The sequence below is a fragment of the Massilia pinisoli genome (assembly GCF_024753285.1).
Lineage (GTDB): Bacteria > Pseudomonadota > Gammaproteobacteria > Burkholderiales > Burkholderiaceae_D > Telluria > Telluria pinisoli.
In genome coordinates this window covers 226751-246020 of record NZ_JANUGW010000007.1, presented here as the reverse complement: position 1 = coordinate 246020, position 19270 = coordinate 226751, and the positions used below count along the sequence as shown (strand labels likewise).

11 protein-coding genes and 1 pseudogene are annotated in these 19270 nt (G+C 66.1%); 2 read left to right on the top strand and 10 right to left on the bottom strand.

Features of this window, described 5'->3' with window-relative positions; translation table 11 throughout:
- Positions 1 to 43 precede the first annotated feature (43 nt).
- From nusA to NX784_RS12215, 9 genes and pseudogenes are all read right to left on the bottom strand, one after another.
- Positions 44 to 1609: a transcription termination factor NusA gene (gene nusA, locus NX784_RS12255; protein WP_258816938.1), complete on the bottom strand. Its 1566-nt coding sequence runs from the start codon at positions 1607 to 1609 to the stop codon at positions 44 to 46.
- Positions 1606 to 2094, bottom strand: coding sequence for a ribosome maturation factor RimP (rimP, locus tag NX784_RS12250; protein ID WP_258817006.1), 489 nt, complete (start codon positions 2092 to 2094; stop codon positions 1606 to 1608). The genes nusA and rimP overlap by 4 nt, the downstream gene beginning before the upstream one ends.
- Positions 2095 to 2406: 312 nt before the next feature.
- Positions 2407 to 4452 (bottom strand): 23S rRNA pseudouridine(2605) synthase RluB, encoded by a 2046-nt coding sequence (gene rluB / locus NX784_RS12245; RefSeq protein ID WP_258817005.1) that lies wholly within the window; start codon positions 4450 to 4452, stop codon positions 2407 to 2409.
- A gap of 99 nt (positions 4453 to 4551) precedes the next feature.
- A pseudogene (gene scpB, locus NX784_RS12240) lies at positions 4552 to 5145 on the bottom strand (SMC-Scp complex subunit ScpB); the annotation flags it as partial.
- A 403-nt stretch (positions 5146 to 5548) separates the two neighbouring features.
- Positions 5549 to 6610 (bottom strand): glucokinase, encoded by a 1062-nt coding sequence (locus NX784_RS12235; protein WP_258816935.1) that lies wholly within the window; start codon positions 6608 to 6610, stop codon positions 5549 to 5551.
- 224 nt (positions 6611 to 6834) lie between these two features.
- Positions 6835 to 7788 carry a DedA family protein/thiosulfate sulfurtransferase GlpE gene (locus tag NX784_RS12230; RefSeq protein ID WP_258816934.1) on the bottom strand — a complete coding sequence of 318 codons (954 nt, stop codon included), beginning with the start codon at positions 7786 to 7788 and terminating at the stop codon, positions 6835 to 6837.
- A gap of 79 nt (positions 7789 to 7867) precedes the next feature.
- A complete protein-coding gene (locus NX784_RS12225; RefSeq protein ID WP_258817004.1) occupies positions 7868 to 9553 on the bottom strand; it encodes an ABC transporter ATP-binding protein in 1686 nt (561 codons plus the stop codon).
- Between the two features lie 4 nt (positions 9554 to 9557).
- Positions 9558 to 10583 (bottom strand): ABC transporter permease, encoded by a 1026-nt coding sequence (locus tag NX784_RS12220; protein WP_258816933.1) that lies wholly within the window; start codon positions 10581 to 10583, stop codon positions 9558 to 9560.
- Positions 10580 to 11518, bottom strand: a complete 939-nt coding sequence (locus NX784_RS12215) for an ABC transporter permease (RefSeq protein ID WP_258816932.1) — start codon at positions 11516 to 11518, stop codon at positions 10580 to 10582. Before NX784_RS12215 ends, NX784_RS12220 begins: the two co-directional genes overlap by 4 nt.
- A gap of 310 nt (positions 11519 to 11828) precedes the next feature.
- On the opposite strand from NX784_RS12215, the gene NX784_RS12210 reads away from it, so the two are divergent.
- On the top strand, positions 11829 to 14600 hold the full coding sequence (locus tag NX784_RS12210) for a TonB-dependent receptor (protein WP_258816931.1): 2772 nt from the start codon (positions 11829 to 11831) through the stop codon (positions 14598 to 14600).
- A gap of 80 nt (positions 14601 to 14680) precedes the next feature.
- Here the strand turns inward: NX784_RS12210 and aroG are convergent, their stop codons facing one another.
- Positions 14681 to 15742, bottom strand: a complete 1062-nt coding sequence (aroG, locus tag NX784_RS12205; RefSeq protein WP_258816930.1) for a 3-deoxy-7-phosphoheptulonate synthase AroG — start codon at positions 15740 to 15742, stop codon at positions 14681 to 14683.
- A 436-nt stretch (positions 15743 to 16178) separates the two neighbouring features.
- Between aroG and NX784_RS12200 the strand changes: the two genes are divergently transcribed.
- Positions 16179 to 19040 (top strand): TonB-dependent receptor, encoded by a 2862-nt coding sequence (locus NX784_RS12200; protein ID WP_258816929.1) that lies wholly within the window; start codon positions 16179 to 16181, stop codon positions 19038 to 19040.
- The last annotated feature ends 230 nt before the right edge of the window (positions 19041 to 19270 follow it).

The following is a 19270-nucleotide window of genomic DNA, read 5'->3' as shown; positions in this document are numbered from 1 at the left end:
GCGCGAAGACCGGATGGCATGTCGCTCCGGTCTTCGCTCCTTCTTATGCCTTGGCCGTTTCTACCTGGCTCCAGGCTTTCGCCTGCAGGGCCTTGGCCCGGTCGTCGTACTTGGCGTCGACCAGTTTCATCTCATCGTCGGTCACATCATTAAATTCATTCTTGATCAGTTCACGGGCACGCTCGGTCGGCAGCGCCAGGATGGCGCTGAACTCGTCGTACGCCAGACCCGCGAATTGCTCCAGGGTCTTGATGCCGGCGAGGCCCAGCTTGCCCGCCGTGGTACGGTCCATGCCGTCCAGGTTGGCCAGCGCCTCTTCCATGCCCTCGAGACCTTCCTCGGAAGCGATCGCCTCGGTCACCAGCGCGTCGCGTGCACGGGTACGCAGTTCGTTGACGGTGTCTTCGTCGAACGATTCGATCTCCAGCATTTCCGAGATGGGCACGTAGGCGACTTCTTCAAGGCTCGAGAAACCTTCCTCGACCAGGATGTTCGCCACTTCCTCGTCCACGTCCAGCTTTGCCATGAACAGCGCACGCACGGCAGCCGTTTCCTGCTCGGCCTTGTTGGCCGACTCTTCGGCGGTCATGATGTTGATCTTCCAGCCGGTCAGCTCGGACGCCAGGCGTACGTTCTGGCCCGAACGGCCGATCGCGATCGCGAGGTTTTCCTCGTCGACGACGACGTCCATCGCGTGCTTCTCTTCATCCACCATGATCGACGACACGTTGGCCGGGGCCAGCGCGCCGATCACGAACTGCGCCGGATCTTCCGACCACAGCACGATGTCCACACGCTCGCCGCCCAGCTCGCCGGTCACGGCCTGCACGCGCGAACCGCGCATGCCGACGCAGGTGCCGATCGGGTCGATGCGCTTGTCCGACGTAAAGACAGCGATCTTCGCGCGCACGCCCGGGTCGCGGGCGGCCGACTTGATCTGCAGCAGGCCCTGCTCGATCTCGGGTACTTCGAGTTCGAACAGTTTCATGATGAATTCCGGTGCCGTACGCGACAGGATCACCTGCGGGCCGCGCATATTGCGGTCGACGCGCAGGATGTAGGCGCGGACGCGGTCGCCGATGCGCAGGTTTTCCTTCGGGATCATCTGGTCGCGCGGCAGGCGCGCCTCGATCTTGCCCGATTCGACGATCGCATCGCCGCGTTCCATGCGCTTGATGGTGCCGGTGACGAGGGCGTCGCCGCGCTCCAGGAAGTCTTGCAGGATCTGCTCGCGTTCGGCATCGCGCACGCGCTGCAGCACGACCTGCTTGGTGTCCTGGGCGAAGCGGCGGCCGAACTCGACCGACTCGATCGGCTCTTCGATGTATTCGTCGACTTCGATGTCGGGGATCTGCTCTTTCGCTTCGAAGTGCAGGATTTCCTGGTCGGGCAGTTGCAGGCCCGCTTCGTCCGGCACGACGTGCCAGCGGCGGAACGTTTCGAATTCGCCAGTGTCGCGGTCGATGGACACGCGAATGTCGACCTCGCCTTCGTAGCGCTTTTTCGTAGCTTGCGCCAGGGCGAACTCGAGCGCCCCGAAGACCACTTCCTTATCGACGTTCTTTTCGCGCGCGAGCGCATCAACCAGTAACAAAATTTCGCGACTCATGCTTTGCGACTCCTAAAATCCACCTTTGGCACGAGGCGTGCCTTGTCGAGTTCGGCCAGCGTAAATTCCAGCAACGCCGGTCCGTCCTTGCTTTCAAATTCCAACCCGATCTTCTCGCCTTGCGGTGCATGCAGGATGCCCGTGTAGGTCTTGCGGTTCGCGCTGCCGGGCATCGCGACGCGCAGCTTGACCGTGCATTCGCTGCCGGCAAAGCGTTCGAAGTCGGCCAGGGTGCGCACCGGACGGTCCAGTCCGGGCGACGACACTTCCAGGCGCTCGTAGTCGACGTTTTCGACCGTCAACACGTGCGACAGCTGGTGGCTCACCGTGGCGCAATCCTCGACCGAGATCGGTCCCTTTTCATCCGACACTGCCGCCGGGAAGTCGATAAACACGCGCAGGATGCCTCGCTCGGCCCGTTCGATATCGACGAGTTCGTAGCCCAGTCCGCTGACTGTCTTGGCAATCAAATCAAACAACTGCACAGGTTTCTCCACGGTCCGGTGCCGGACCCTTAAAACGATTCAACAAAAAAAAAATGGGCAACTGCCCATCTTTTGTTTTCCCAACAGGAGCTTGTTCGCCAAAACAATATTGGGAAGCACTCGGGTTAGGACACGCATTATAACCCGATACAGGGTCGGCCGCAATCGCCGCACTGCAAAATGAACAGCTATGCAACAGTCTACTCTTTTGGTCAACGCGACGCTGCGGGCGGTTCATTTTCGCGCGGCATGACCGGACAACGCCGACGTTCGACGGACTTCGCGAGCCCGCCGAACGGCGTCATTTCCGACTCAACCGCGACGGCCGCGGCGCGGCATGCCGTGGTCGCTCACGCGCGGACCCTGGTTACGGCGGCCGGGGCCGTTGCCGCCGAAGCCGAACGTCGTCTGCAGCGGATCGGGCTGGCGCGGCCCCTTGGCGGTGCCGCGGCCTTGGCCGCCCTGGCCGCCCATCGCCTTGCCGCGACCACCCTGACCACCCTGACCACCGCGGCCACCCTGACCACCTTGGCCACCGCGGCCGCCGCCCTGCGGCGCGCGGCCGGTCCCGAGGATGCCGGTGTCGCGGCCAGTACCGACACGGACCACCGGCGGACCGAACGGATCGACGTTGCGGTTGGCGTCGGCGCGATCGATGCGGTTGCCGTTCGAGCGGTGATCGTCCGGATTGCCGGCGCCGCGGTCCTTGCCGCCCTGCCCCTTCGCCTGGCCCTTGCCGGTGCCGGCGGCGTTGCCGTTGCCGCCCTTCTTCTCGACGCCGAACGCATCGAGGAAACGGCGCACATCGTTTTCTTCCAGCTCTTCCCAGCGACCGCGCTTCAGGCCCGACGGCAAGGTCATGGCGCCGTAGCGGGTACGGATGAGGCGCGACACGGTCAGGCCGACGGCCTCGAACATGCGGCGCACCTCGCGGTTGCGGCCCTCGCCGATGACGACGCGATACCAGCGGTTCACGCCTTCGCCGCCGCCGTCCACGATCTTCGTGAACGACGCGGTACCGTCATCGAGTTCCACGCCGGCCAGCAGCTTCTGGCGCATGCCCTCTTCCAGCTCGCCCAGCGTGCGCACGGCGTATTCGCGGTCGATGTTGTAGCGAGGGTGCATCAGGCGGTTCGCCAGGTCGCCGGAATTCGTGAACAGCAGCAGGCCCTCGGTGTTGAAGTCGAGGCGGCCGACGGCCAGCCATTTGCCGGTCTTCATCGTCGGCAGGCGGTCGAACACGGACGGACGGCCTTCCGGATCGTCCGCGCTGACGATCTCGCCGGCCGGCTTGTGGTAAACGAGCACGCGCGGCGGCTTGTTGGATACGCGGCGCTGCAGCAGCTTGCCGTTGATGCGCACGGCGTCGGTCGGCAGGATGCGCTGGCCGATGTGCGCCGGTTCGCCGTTGACGGACACGCGGCCCGCGATGATCAGCTCTTCCATGTCGCGGCGCGAGCCGAGGCCCGCCTCCGCCAGCACCTTGTGCAGCTTGGGCGCGTCGTCCTCGGCCGTCAGGTCGCGGCGCGCCTTGGCCGGCTGGGCCTGGCCGCGGCCGCCCTCGTTCGCGTCGAACGCGTCCGACGTGACGAACGAGAACACGGCATCCGCGTCGTTGCCCTTGCCGCCCTTGGCCGGCCGGGCATTGTTTTTCGCGTTCTTGTTCCGGCCCTGCTGCTGGCCCTGTTGCTGGCCGGCCGCTTGCGTGCCCTGCTGCGCGCCTTGCTGGCCGCCTTGCGCCTGCTGGCCGCGCTGCTGGCCTTTCTTCTTCTGCTGCTTGCCGCCGCGCTGGTCGCGGCGCTGTTCGTTGCGGCCCGCTTCGGGCGCTGCGGCGCCGGCCACGGCGGGCGTCGCATCCACGGCGACATCGGCGTCGGTGCGCGCCGGCTGGCGGGCGTCGCGCTGCTGGCGCTGTTCGCGCATCTGGCGCGGACCGCGCGGCTTGCGCTGGTTGCCGGCGTCGTCGGCGTGCGCCGGTGCCGCGGCAGCGGGCGCAGGAGCTGCGGCAGCCGATGCTGCGGCAGCCGATGCTGCGGCATCGGCTGCCGGTGCGGACTCGGCGGCTGCCGGCGCCACGTCGGCGGCCTTGCGGGCGCGCGGCTTGCGCGGCGCCGGCGCGGCGGCCTGCTCGGATGCGGCTGGCGTCACGGCGCCGGCATCCGCGCCGCCGGCGGCTTCGGCCGCTTTCTGGGCGGCCGTCTTGCGCGTGCGCTTGGGTTTGATGGCGGCGTCGGGCTGCGCGCCCTCGGGGGCGGCTTGCACCGCCTCCGCCTTGGGCTTCGTGCGGCGCTTCGGCTTGGCGGCCGTCTCCTGTCCTGCCTCGGCAGGGATCGTCTCGTTCATGTCAGTTGGCTTCATCATTCATTTCTTGGTTTTGCTGACCTGGCGCGACGATCAGTCGTTGGACGCGAGCGCTTGGTCGTGGTTCGGGACTTCAACGGGTGAAGTGTCGTCAAATTGTTGCAGCGCCGCTTCCAGCGCCTCCAGGCTGCGCCCGGCGCCGATGTCGGCCACCTGCTGCAGCGGCGGCAACTGGGACAGCGCGGCGAGCCCCAGGTCATCGAGGAACTGCTTCGTCGTGCCCAGCAGCGCGGGGCGGCCGGGCACTTCGCGGTGGCCCACCACGTCGATCCAGCCGCGGTCTTCCAGCATCTTGATCGTCTGCGAATTCACGGCCACGCCGCGGATTTCCTCGATGTCGCCGCGCGTCACCGGCTGGCGGTAGGCGATGATCGCCAGCGTTTCCAGCGTCGCCCGCGAGTATTTCGGCGGCTTTTCCGGCGCGATGCGGTCCAGGTAAGGCTTCATTTCGGGGCGGCTCTGGAAGCGCCAGCCCGATGCCAGGCTGACGATCTCGATGCCGCGATCCTGCCAATCCTGGCGCAATTCCTCGAGCAGGATCTTGATCGTATCCGACCCGACGCCGGCGCCGATCGGCTGGCCGTTCCTGTCCACGTCGACGAACAGCTTCTTCATCGCGTGGATCGTCATCGGCTCGCGCGCGCACAGCAAGGCGGTCTCGAGGACCTTCTTGGCCTCATCATTGTTCATAACGATGTCGTCAGCGGAGTGAGCAACTCTGGATGCTAAGAACCATCAAACATAACCCGTTCAACGCGGCCGGCCATTGGCCGCCTGGCTGAGACTCACGCTTTGAAACGGGGTTCCATCACCCGGCTTGGCACACCGGGCGGGATACCGTGGGGATTTGCGTCCCGCCACGGGGCGGCCCACCGGCAAGTGGACCGCGAACGGTCGATTTCAAAGAAACGGGGCTGCCGGCACCATCGGGAGACTGGGCTCTGGAGGCGAGGCTCCTGGCGCGCTGGGCTGAGCGAACGACATCGTTTCTTTCAATTGGCTGCCATTGTACCCGATAAAACCGGGAAAAGAACATTGCCATGCGCAGGAACGCGGCGACGACGGGCTCAAGCCCCGCCGCGGCCGGCCGGAATCACAGTCCGGAGCGGTCCGCCAGGATGGCCGACACGCCCACGAACGCGGGATAGTCGGCAGTGATCACATAGGTCGGCACCTGCGCCAGATAGCCCACGAAGCGGCCCTTGCGCTCGAAGCGGGCACGGAAGCACGAGGCGGCGAAGCGCTCGCCCAGGCGCGGGACGATGCCGCCGCCGATGTACACGCCGCCCTGGGCACCCAGGGTGATGGCCAGGTTGCCGGCGATGGTGCCCAGCATGCCGCAGAACACCTCGATGGCTTCGTCGCACAGCGGGCACGTGCCGGCGAGGCCGCGGCGCGTGATATCGGGGGCGTCCAGGGCCTCGACCGCGCCGCCGCGCAGATTCGCCAGCGCGCGATAGATGAGCTCGATGCCGGAACCGGACAGGAAACGCTCGGCCGACACGTGCTCGAATTCGCGCCACGCGAATTGCAGGATTGCGACTTCCGTCTCGTTCGCGGGCGAAAACGTCACGTGGCCGCCTTCGCTGCGCAGCGCCGTCCAGGACGGCTTGGCGCCGGCCGGGGTGTTCTCCGCCGGCACGAGGCCCGACACGCCCAGGCCCGTGCCCGCGCCCAGCAAGGCGATGGGCGTCCCCGCGACGGGCACGCCGGTGCCGATCTGGCGCTTGTCGCCGTCCGCCAAGTGCGGCAGCGCCATGGCCAGCGCGTAGAAATCGTTGACGACCGCGAGTTCGTCGAATCCGCATTCGCGGCGCAGCGCGTCGATCGAGAATTCCCAATGGTGGTTGGTCATGCGCACGAAATCGCCGACGACGGGGTTCGCGATCGCGATCGCACCGTGGCGCACGCTGCCGGCGGCCGCGATGGTCGCGACGGCCGGCAGCGCCAGATAGGCGCGCAGCGCGTCGGCGAGTGTGGCGTAGGCGGCACAGGGCAGCACTTCGATCGCCGCAATCGTGCCGGGACCGGTTTCCAGCGCGAAGCGCGCATTGGTGCCGCCGACGTCGGCCAGCAGGCGCGGGCTCGCGTGGCGCGCGCTGTCCAGGCGCGGTTCGGTGGACGGATCGACGATGGCGACGGGCGAAACGATCATGGCAGGCCGTAGGAAACAGATTCCTCGAAGCTTAAGGATTTCTTGGCTTCAGCGCAAGCTTTTATTGTAGTTTAGGTACATCGTGTATCAAACAAGGGGGAATTTTCGCAAATCCCCCATAGCTGGCCAAGTAGTCGAGCTACCAATCATGACAACAATGAATGAGGGGCGACGCGGCGCCAAGGCCGGGGCCGAGGGAACGTCAAAGCGGGAGTAACGGCGGCTCAGCCGGCCTTGGGCGTGAGCGCGGCGTCGGCGCGGCCGGTGGCGCAGTGGTCGTTCCAGGCGTCCAGGCCGCCACGCAGGGGACGCGCGCGGTGGAAGCCGTTCTTGAGGAATTCCTTGGCCACCTGGGCGGCCGTGACGTCATTCGGACAGGAGCAGTAGATGACGATGTGGCGGTCCTTGTCGAGCGCGGCCATCAGACGGTCCGGCGTCGTGTCGCCATAGACGAGCGCGCCGGGAATGCCCTCTTCCAGCTGGCGCGCCGTGACGCCGCGGGCATCGACGATCAACGGGTCGTGCCCGCCTTCCAGCAAGACCTTGAGCTCGTCCATCGTAATGCGCGGCAGGTCGGCGGCGCCCAGGTTGCGCTTGCGCTCGATGTACTTGAACGCCACGAACAGCGCGAGCAGGATGCCGACGACCATCAGCGCCGTGCTGCCCAGGGTCTCGAACCAGGCGATGACGTCGTCCACGCTGCCGTGGAACCAGGCGCCGAGCCCCATGCCCACGGCACTCCACAGCAGGCCGCCGGCGATCGACATCCAGACGAAGCGCGTGGTCGTCGTGCCCATGGCGCCCGCGAGCGGCGGCGCGATCGTGTTGAAGCCGGGGATGAACTTGGCGACGACGAGGGATTTCGCGCCCCAGCGGCTGAAATTGTCCTCGGTCTGGCTGACGCAGGAATCGGGCGACAGCGAAATCTTGCACAGCAGGCGCAGGATGCGCTTGCCGTAGAAGCGGCCGGCACGGAACCAGAAATAATCGCTGATCAGGCAGGCCAGCACGGACACCGCGAGGTACAGCGGCCAGTTGGCGCCGCCGTCGACCGCGAGCGCCCCGGCGATGATCAGCACCGGAAACGCGGGAATGGGCAGCCCGATCTGCTCGAGCAACACGGTGCCGAACACGATCAGGACGCCATACACGTGGATCAGGTGCGAGAGCTGGGACATCCCCGTATGTTAGCGGAAAACGAGGGCCGGCGTGGCGAAAGGGACAACGCGCGCAGTCCGCGCGCAACACTGCGTGGGCTCAGGCGCCGCGCGGGATCGCCGCCAGCAGCTGGCGCGTGTACGGATGCTGCGGATTGCGGTACAGCTCGTCCGAATCCGCGATCTCGACGACGCTGCCGTGGTGCATCACCATCACGCGGTCGGCGATGTATTTCACGACCGACAGATCGTGCGAGATAAAGATGTAGCTCATCCCGTACTCATCCTGCAGGTCCTGCAGCAGGTTCAGCACCTGCGCCTGCACGGACACGTCCAGCGCCGACACGGATTCGTCGCACACGAGGATCTCCGGCTTCATCGTCAGGCAGCGCGCGATGGCGATGCGCTGGCGCTGGCCGCCGGAGAACTCGTGCGGCCAACGCTCGAAGGCCTCCTGCGGCAGCCCGACGCGCGTAAGCAGGTGGCGCGCGTGTGCCGTGCGCTCGGCATCGTTCGCGCCGATGCGGTGGATGCGCATCGGTTCCAGCAGGATCTGGCCGACCGTGAAGCGCGGGTTCAGCGACGCGTACGGATTCTGGAACACGATCTGGATGCGCCGTTTATATGCCTGGAACTCGGCGTCGCTCATCGTGACGAGGTCGCGCCCGTCGAACAGCGCGCTGCCGCCCGTCGCGCGGTGCAGCCGCAGCAAGGTCAGGCCGACCGTCGTCTTGCCCGAGCCCGATTCGCCGACGACGCCCAGCGTCTTGCCGCGCGGGAGCGTGAACGACACGTCCTTCACGGCCTTGAATTCGCGCTTGCCGAACAGGCCTTCGCGCACATAGAAACTCTTGGCGAGGTTGTTCACGACGAGGATGTCGTCGTCGCCGGGCGCGTAGCCGCGCGTGCGCTGGGGCAGCACGTCGTCCGGCTGCGCGCGTCCGCTCAGGTAGTCGTCGATGACGGGCAGCCGCACGGGCCGCGCATCCAGCGGCGGCCGGCAGTGCAGCAGCGCGCGCGTGTACGCGTCGCGCGGGGCGCCCAGCACCTGCGCGGCATCGCCCTCCTCGCGCACCTCGCCGTGGCGCATGACGATCACGCGGTCCGCGATCTCGCCGACCAGGCCCAGGTCGTGCGTGATGAACAGCACGGCCATGCGGCGCCGCTTCTGCAGCGCGGCGATCAGCTCGATGATCTGCTTCTGGATCGTCACGTCCAGCGCCGTCGTCGGCTCGTCCGCGATGAGGAGCTTCGGTTCGCACGCGATGGCCATCGCGATCATCACGCGCTGTTGCTGGCCGCCCGACATCTGGCTCGGATACGCATCGATCTTGTGCGCCGGATCGGGAATGCCCACCTCGTCCAGCAGTTCGAGCGTGCGGGCGCGCGCCTGGCGCTTGTCCATGCCGAGGTGCAGGCGCAGGACTTCGCCGATCTGGAAGCCGACCGTGAACACGGGGTTCAGCGACGACATCGGCTCCTGGAAGATCATCGCGATGTCCTTGCCGCACAGGCGGCGCCGCTCGGCGACGGGTAGCCCGAGCAGTTCGCGGCCTTCGAAGCGGATCGATGCACCGGGGTGGATGATGGTCGTTTCGGGCGGCAGCAGGCCCATCACGGCGAGCGAGCTGACGGACTTGCCGCTGCCCGACTCGCCGACGAGGGCCACGGTGGCATCCAGCGGCACGCTGAACGAGATGCCTTTCACGGCGTCGAACGTGGTTGTCTTGCCGGTCTTGAAGGACACGCGCAGGTCGCGGATATCGAGGAGGTTCGCGTCGCTCATCATGTCATTTCAATTTCGGATCCAGCGCGTCGCGCAGCGCGTCGGCGAACAGGGAGAACGCCGTCACGAGGACGGCCATCGCGGTCGCGGCCGCCGTCAACTGCCACCACTTGCCGAGCAGGAGTTCGTTCTGCGCCTCGTTCAGCATGCTGCCCCACGAGACGACGCCCACCGGCACGCCGAAGCCGAGGAACGACAGGATCACTTCGGCCTTGATGAAGCCGACGACGAGGATCGACATCTGCACGAGCGCCACGTGCGACACGTTCGGGAAGATGTGCACGAACATCTTGCGCCAGCTCGACGCGCCGATGGCGTCGGCCGCCATCACGTACTCGCGCGCCTTGTGCTTGATGTACTCGGCGCGCATCAGGCGGTACGGCCCCGTCCACCCCGTGAGGCCGAGGATCAGCACGATCGTCAGCACGCCCTTCGTCTGCAGCACGGCCGCCACCGTCAGGATCATGAGGATCGAAGGAATCGCCGTGAACACGCTGTAGAACCAGTTGAAGAAATCGTCCACGCGCCCGCCGTAGAAGCCGGACAAGGCGCCGAACAGGGTGCCCAGCAGCACGGCGAGGAATGCGGCGACGAGGCCGACGACGATCGACGTCTGCCCGCCCTTGATCGTCTTCCTGACGACGTCGTGGCCCCATTTGTCGGCGCCGAACGGCAAGGTCGTCCGCTTGACCGCATGCGTCGCGTGTCCCTGGCGTGCCAGTTGCGTCTTCAGCGCCGCGATGTCGGCCGCGAGCGGATCGAATGCATTCGGCGGCACGGGGCGCTGCGGCTGCGCCAGCGCGGCCAGGGCCGGGTCGGGACCGACGAACGTGGGCGGCGCATAGTTCACGGCGACCTCGTCTTCCCAACCGGCCGCGACGAGGCCCGTCGCGGACAGCACGACGGACAGCAGGAACAGGCACACGACGGCAAGGGACGCCATCGCCACGCGGTCGGCACGGAGGCGGCGCCAGGCCAAGGTCCACAGGCCGGGTGAGACGGCCGGATGATGCACGAACGGCGCCGTCATTTGAGCTGCACGCGCGGGTCGACAGCCTGGTACATCAGGTCGGCCAGCAGGTTGAACACCATCGTGGCGGCGGCGACGTACACCGTGATCGCCTTGATGACGGGAAAATCGCTGCGCTCGACGGCGAGGATCACTTCGCGCCCGATGCCCGGGATGCCGAAGAAGCGCTCGAGCAGGAACGCGCCGATCAGCAGCGCGGGCAGGTTGGCCATGACGTACGTGATGATGGGGATCGCGGCATTGCGCAACACGTGCACCCAGACGATGCGGCGCTCGGCCAGGCCCTTCGCGCGCGCCGTGCGCACGTAGTCCTGGCCCACCTCGTCCAGCACGAAGCTGCGGAACAGGCGCAGGGTGGGCGCCAGCGACACGGCGAGGCCGATCAGGATCGGCAACGTCGCGTAGCGCAGCAGGTTTTCCGTGAAGTGCTCGCCCCACCCCTGCACGGGAAACAGCCCGAGCTTATACGCGAGGCCGTACTGGAACACGATGATGTAGACGAGGATCGAGATCGACATGCCGACCGTGCACGCGACCATCACGAGGCGGTCCGTCAGCGAGCCGCGCACGAACGCGACGGCGAGCGCCAGCGCGATGCCGATCGTCGTCTCCAGCACCGTGAGCGGCACGAGCACCGTCAGCGACGGCCCCAGGCGGGTCTGGATGATGTGCGACACGGGTTCGCCCGTCGCCCACGCATTGCCGAAGTCGAACGTCACGATCTGGCGCGCGAAGATCGCCAACTGGACGTACCACGGCTCGTCCAGCCCCAGTTGGGCGCGGATGTTCGCGATGGCGCGGGCGTCGGCCATCTTGCCCGCCAATAAGTAGGACGGATCGCCGCCGACCCAGTTGAACAAGATGAACACCAGCACGACGACGCCGGCCATCGTGGGCAGCATCTGCCACAGGCGCCGCAGGATATAAGCAAGCATCGGATTTTTTTCGGGTGAGTTCGCACTATAGACCAGATTGACCCGCCCCGGCCGGGAAAAGATGTCATGGGGCTATAACTAAATAGATGGTCAAGTGTGGCATTTACGCAATATGCATTGTCATCGTATTGACATATTGCATCTTCCAATGGTTTGATGCGCTGCCAAAATGAAATTTTTACTTTTTGGACAAACCGAGAGAGACTAAATCAAGAGTTTTCCAGGGCCGGCATATACATACCATGAATGTTCTGGATCTGGAACGCCGTCGATGATTAGCCTTGCCATCGAAGCCCTATCTGGAGTTGTAATGCATCAAAAGAAAGCTATCGCACAAGCAGTCACGCTCGCCCTCGCCTATGCGGCGCTGGGCGCTGCACCGGCCATGGCGCAAGACGCCCAAGGCCCGATCCAGCGTGTGGAAATCACGGGTTCCAGCATCAAGCGCGCGACCACCGAGACGGCGTCGCCCGTGCAGGTCGTCAGCCGTGAAGACCTCGCCAAGTCCGGCAAAGGTACCGTCGCCGAATACCTGCAGACGCTGACGTCGGACGGCGCCGGTTCGCTGCCGACCGGTTTCGGCAACGGCTTCGCCGCCGGCTCGACCGCCATTTCGCTGCGCGGCCTGGGCGCCACGTCGACCCTCGTGCTGCTGAACGGCCGCCGCATGGCACCGTTCGCGCGCGCCGACGACGGCCAGAAGAGCTTCACCGACCTGTCGACCGTGCCGATGGAAGCCGTCGAGCGCATCGAGATCCTGAAGGACGGCGCCTCGTCGACCTACGGCGCCGACGCGATCGCGGGTGTCGTCAACATCATCCTGCGCAAGGACTTCGTCGGCACCGTGTTCAAGGCCGAGGCGGGCGAATCGCGCTACCACGACGCCGGCAACGGCAAGGCCGCCCTCACCTGGGGCAAGGGCCGCCTGGACGAAGACGGCTACAACGTCATGGTCAACGCCGAGTTCTACGGCAACGAGTCGCTGCTGAACAAGGATCGCGCCGACCGCGCCTGGATCGGCCACGGCGACATCCGTCCGTGGGGCTATGCCGCCAACACCCAGTTCGGCGCAGGCTACATCACCCCGGGCGCATCGAGCCCGACCCCGACCGGCGCCCTGCGCGATCCGAAGACGGGCAACTATGTCTCGCTGCCGGGCTGCTCGCAGTTCTCCCTCACGACGGCGCAAGACCCGGCCGGCGGCTGCCTGTGGTACCAGGACCAGTTCCGTTCGATGCAGCCGAAGATCGGCGGCATGAACTTCTACACCCGCTTCACCAAGAACCTGAGCGGCGACATGCAGTTCTACGCCGAAGCCGGCTACTCGAAGCGCGACACCGAGTTCACGCTGACCCCGCCATCGACCAGCGGCATCATCGCGTTCCCGCCGAACGCCGCCAACCCGGCCGGCATCATCAACTACGGCAACGCGATCCTGGTCTCGGCACAACACCCGCAAAATCCGTACGGCAGCGCCGTGCGCCTGCGCTACTCGATGTTCGACGTCGGCCCCAGCACCCGCTCGGCCGACAATGAATTCAAGCGCTTCGTGGTCGGCGTGAAAGGCACGATGGCGGGCTGGGACTTCGACACCGGCCTCGTCCACTCGCAGTCGGGCCTGGACCTGAACTACAGCAACATGATCAACATGAAGGTGCTGCAGGCCGCGCTGGGCGATCCGAAGAGCCAGTACTTCCCGTACTACATCGGCACGCAGGCATCGAAGAACCCGGCCTCGCTGTACGCCGCGATGGTGACGAATGCCACGTCGCACTCGACCACGCAGCTCGACGTCGCCGACTTCAAGGCATCGCGCGAACTGATGCAACTGCCGGGTGGCGCGCTGGGCCTCGCGGTCGGCGGCGAATACCGTCACCAGTCACTGCACAACCCGTCGCTGTCGGGCACGTCGGACGGCTCGATCAACTCGTCGTACGTGGCGGCCGATGGCTCGCAGAACGTGTCGGCCGTGTTCTTCGAAGTGGCTGCGCCGATCATCAAGACGGTCGAACTGAACGCCGCCGTGCGCTACGACAAGTACAAGAACTTCTCGTCGACCACGCCGAAGTTCGGCGCCAAGTGGACGCCGCTGAAGACGTTCGCGCTGCGCACGACGTACACGGAAGGCTTCCGCGCCCCGGGCCCGGCCGAATTCAGCCCGTCCAGCCAGAGCACCGGCAACGCGCCCGTGCGTGACCCGATCCGCTGCCCGGGCGGCGTGCCGGCCGCCGGCGGCGCCACCGACGCCGATTGCTCGATCACGATCGGCGCCGTCAAGATCGGCAACCCGAACCTGCAGCCGGAAAAATCGAAGGGCTACACGCTGGGCATGGTGTGGGATCCGTTCGACGGCACCGCGCTGTCGCTGGACGCCTTCAAGATCAAGCGTTCCAACGAGATCAACCCGCTGTCGTACGTGGAAGCTGCCGCCCTGCCGACCGCGATCCGCAACGACAACAACCTCGTCGTGAACGGCGTCGCGATCCCGAACACGGGCACGCTGCTGCTGTCGAAGGCACCGTACCAGAACTCGAGCTTCACCGAAGTCAAGGGTATCGACCTGGACGTCAAGCAGCGCTTCCGCCTGGGCGACTACGGCCGCGCCACCGTGGGCATGACCTGGACCCACGTCGCGTCGTGGGTGCGCGCCGAGAAGAACGGCACGCGCTACCAGTACGCCGGCACGCACGGCAACTGCGACACGTCGGACTGCGCCGGCACGCCGAAGGACAAGATCAGCACGACCGTGTCGTGGGACCGCCAGAACCTGAACTTGACCGCGACCGCGAACTATCGCTCCGACATGCAGAACGTGCTCTTCGCGGGTGACAAGTGCGCCTCGAAGTTCGCGGACGGCTCGCCGGCACCGGGTAACTGCCGCCTGGCGTCGTTCACGACGATCGACCTGTCGGCACGCTACCAGGTGACCCCGCAGCTGCAGGTCTACGGCTCGATCTCGAACCTGTTCGACAAGATCGCACCGCTGGATCCGCTGACCTACGGCGGCATGAGCTACAACCCGATGGACGCCAGCGGCGCCATCGGCCGCTTCTTCAAGGCGGGCGTGCGTTACCAGTTCTGATCGGCTGAACGCGTACCATGAAAAAACCGCCGCCGGCTGCGAGGCCGGCGGCGGTTTTTTTACGTCACGCCAGGTTGGACTCAGGCGTCGTCGCGCAGGCGCCGGCGGCGCACGCTGTCCGCCAGGTTTTCCAGCACCGCGACACTCGTCTCCCAATCGATGCAACCGTCCGTGACGGACTGCCCGTACGTCAGCTCCTTGCCCGGCACGAGGTCCTGGCGGCCGCCGACGAGGTGCGACTCGACCATCACACCGACGATGCGCGTGTCGCCGCCCGCGATCTGGTTGCCGATGTCCGCGCACACGGGCACCTGGTTCTGCGGATTCTTGCTGCTGTTGGCGTGCGACGCATCGATCATCAGGCGGCTCGCGAGGCCGTTGGCGGCCAGCTGCTTGCACGCGTCCTCGACGCTGGCGGCGTCGTAGTTCGGCGCCTTGCCGCCGCGCAGGATGATGTGGCAGTCCTCGTTGCCCGCCGTCGACACGATCGCCGAGTGGCCACCCTTCGTCACGGACAGGAAGTGGTGCGGCTGCGACGCCGCCTTGATCGCATCGGCCGCGATCTTGAGGTTGCCGTCGGTACCATTCTTGAAGCCGACCGGGCACGACAGGCCCGACGCCAGCTCGCGGTGCACCTGCGATTCCGTCGTGCGCGCGCCGATCGCGCCCCAGCTGATCAGGTCGGCGATGTACTGCGGGCTGATCACGTCGAGGAATTCGGTGCCGGCCGGCAGGCCCAGTTCGTTGATGTCGCGCAGCAGCTCGCGCGCCATGCGCAGGCCGTCGTTGATGCGGAAGCTGTTGTCCATGTACGGGTCGTTGATCAGACCCTTCCAGCCGACCGTCGTGCGCGGCTTCTCGAAGTAGACGCGCATGACGATTTCCAGCTCGCCGACGAAGCGGTGGCGCTGCTCGACGAGGCGGCGGGCATATTCCATCGCGGCTTTGGGATCGTGGATCGAGCACGGGCCGATCACGACCATCACGCGGTCGTCCTGGCCGTGCAGGATGCGATGCAGCGCCACGCGCGCCTGCGACGCAGTCTGTTCCGCCTCCGGGGTCACGGGGAATTCGCGGATCAGGTGCGAGGGCGGCGTCAGTTCCTTCATTTCGCGGATGCGTAAGTCGTCGGTGCGAGGCATTGCTGTTCTCCGTTCTTGATCTGGTTAAATTCTGGGGCGTAAAAAAAAAGACCGCCTGCTCGGCGGTCTTCTGGATTCTTGTGTCGGACTCTGTTCTGTTACTGCGTGAACCTGCCGCTACTCCACCGCCGTTGGGCTGGAATGGCTAAACCAAAAATGAAAGGTAAAGAAAACGGCGTTGCGCATGTGAAGTTCCGATAGGGTCGATTGACTATAACAACATTGCATCGACGTTGGCAAGACTTTATTTGTGCTGTGATCTGTCGGTTACGGTTGCCTATACAGGCGATCGGTTGCGTCAAGCCGACACGTTATGCCCTCGTCCCGCACACACTTGAGAGATATCAGTCGTCTATGCGATTGGGATGCAAAAGTCGCAGCGAGTCCCGGCCATGCACACCGGGTCGACCATCCCTCAACGCAATGGAGTCTGGACATGACTGAAACCTCGATATCCCGATCGATCCGACGCCTGTTCGCGGGCGGGGGCGCCGTCGGCATGGCGATCCTGGCGGCGCCGGTATTGGCCCAGGAAGCGGCGCCGAAGCCCATACCGCGCGTCGAGATCACCGGCTCGAACATCCGCCGCTCCGAGGCCGAAACGGCCTCCTCCGTCATCACCGTCAACCGGGCCGACATCGAACGCTCCGGCAAGGCCACCGTGGCCGAGCTGCTGCAGACGCTGGCCGTCGACAACCAGGGCTCCGTGCCGACGACGTTCGGCAACGGCTTCGCCGCCGGCGCGTCCGGCATTTCGCTGCGCGGGCTGGGCGCGGCGTCCACCCTGGTGCTGATGAACGGGCGGCGCATGGCGCCGTACGGCCTCGCCGACGACGGCCAGAAGCAGTTCACCGACCTGAACGTGATCCCGACGGATGCCGTCGAGCGCGTCGAGATCCTGAAGGATGGCGCCTCCGCCATCTACGGCTCCGATGCCATCGCGGGTGTCGTCAACATCATCCTGCGCCGCGACTTCCAGGGCAACACGGTGCGCGTACAGCGCAGCGCCGGCCGCAACTGGATCGGCAACCGCACCAACGTCGCGTTCACCAAGGGCATCGGCAGCCTCGACGCCGACCGCTACAACGTCCTGTTCAGCCTCGAGTACAAGAAATTCGACGAGATCTGGTACCGCGACCGCACCGACCGCGACTGGATCGGCCGCAACGACCTGCGCCCGTGGGGCTATTCGGCCGACCAGGCGCTGGGCGGCACGGGCGCGATCCTGCCCGGCACCGGCACGGCCGGCAGCGCCATCAACGGCAACGTGCGCAACCCGGCCGACCCGACCAATTACTACAACCGCGGGAACCTCGCCGCGCCCGGCTTCACCCGCCTGTTCCCCGGCGCGGCGTGCTCGAACTTCACGAACCACCCGCAGGGCGACCCCGGCGGCGGCTGCCTGATCGACGCGGCCCAGCTCTACAACCAGATCGAGCCGAAGCAGGAAAACGTGAGCGTCTTCCTGCGCGGCACGTGGCAGCTGAGCCCGGTAGTCCAGCTGTACAGCGAGCTCAACTGGTACACGAGCCAGACGGATTCCTCGACGACGCCATCGACCGTCAGTGCGTCCGTCGGCTATCCCGGCGGGCCCGTCAACAATGCCGTCGTCCAGCTGGGCCCGACACACCCCGACAACCCGTATTTCGGCACCGCCGCGCGCGTGCGCTACCTGGCGGCCGACGTGGGCCCGCGCGTGTCGAACATCGATTCCAACTTCATCCGCTGGCTCGGCGGCGCCAAGGGCACGCAGTACGGCTGGGACTGGGACTCGGCCCTGCTCTTCTCGCAGAACCACGTGAGCAACCACGCGACCGGCTACCTGCGGCGCGACGTGGCGTTCGCCCTGCTCAATCCGTCGGCGGACAACGTGGCGGCGGCGATGGTCAACCCGGCCTATGCGGCGCTGCCGCCGGGCACCGTCTGGCGCATCGCCGAGAACGCCAGCCTGAATTCGCCGGCCTTGTACGCCGCCCTGTCGCCGCCCATCACCAACGCCGCCAGGACGAAGGTGGCCCAGATCGACTTCAAGGCCACGCGTGAATTCGGCGGCATGCCCTACCTGGCCGGCAACCTGGGCCTGGCCGTGGGCACGGAATTCCGCCACGAAATGACGCAACTGCAGCCGACGACGGGCACGGAGCGCGGCAACATCATCGGCCTGGGCTATTCCGCGTACAGCGGCGCACGCAACGTGTTCGCCCTCTACGGCGAGGCGCTGGCGCCGTTCGCCTACAACGTCGAAGCGTCGGCCGCCCTGCGCTACGACCACTTCACGGACGTGGGCAAGTCGTGGACACCGAAGTTCGGCCTGAAGTGGACGCCGACCCGCGCATTCGCGCTGCGCGGCACGTTCGCGCGCGGCTTCCGCGCACCGAGTCCGGCCGAGAACGGCGTGGGCGGGCTCGCCGCCTTCTCGACCGCGTCCGACCCCGTCCGGTGCGCGCTGGGCGTCGTCAGCAGCTGCAACCCGGCCTCCATCGCGCTGATCACGTCGCCGAATCCGGCCTTGTCGCCGGAACGGTCGAAGAGCTACACGCTGGGCGCCATCTGGGACCCGCTGCCGCGCACGAGCATCTCCGTCGACTACTGGAAGATCAAGCGCAAGAACGAGATCAACCAGGAACAGGTCGATGCCGCCATCGCCGCCGGCCACGTCGTGCGCGACCCCACGAGCGTGAGCGCGATCCCGGGCGACCCGGGTGCCATCACGGCCGTGCTCACGCGCTACGTCAACTCGGCGCAAAGCACCGTGCGCGGTGTCGACGTCGACGCACGCTACAACCACCGCCTGCCCGACGCGTGGGGCAACGCCACGTTCGACGTCAAGTACACGCACATCTACGAATGGCTGCGCACGGAGCAGGACGGCACGTCGCGCGACTTCGCGGGCACGCACGGCAACTGCGACGTCACCAACTGCACGGGCACGCCGTCCAACCGCGTCAACCTGCGGCTCGGCTGGGACCGCGAGAACTGGCGCGTGTCGGCCAACGTGAACTATCGGGGCAAGCTCGAGGATCGTTTCTTCAAGGGCGATCCGAGCGGCTGCGCCGTGACGTTCGCCAACGGTGCCGACGCGCCGAGCGGCTGCGAACTGGCGTCGTTCACGACGGTCGACCTGGTGGTCCGCTGGAAACCGCAAGAGCGCTGGGAGTTGTTCGGCTCCGTGCAGAACCTGCTCGACAAGATCGCGCCGCTCGATCCGCTGACCTACGGTGCCCAGTCCTACAACCCGCTCGACTACGAGGGTGCGCGCGGTCGCTATTACTCGCTGGGGGCACGCTATTCCTTCTGACATCGCGCACACATGCCTTCGGAACGGCGCACGTTTTTTCGCCACGCGTGCCCAGCCTTCCCGGGAACGGACTTACATTGAGCCCTTCGTCAACCAACCTCGGAATCGCTATGGGCGGCTGTATCTCTAAAACTGGCGGGACGCACGCTCCGGCCACCTATGAGTCCGATGGATACGAAGCGGACGTTGAAAAGCGGAACAATCGGGCCTCGTCGTCACGGACATCCCGT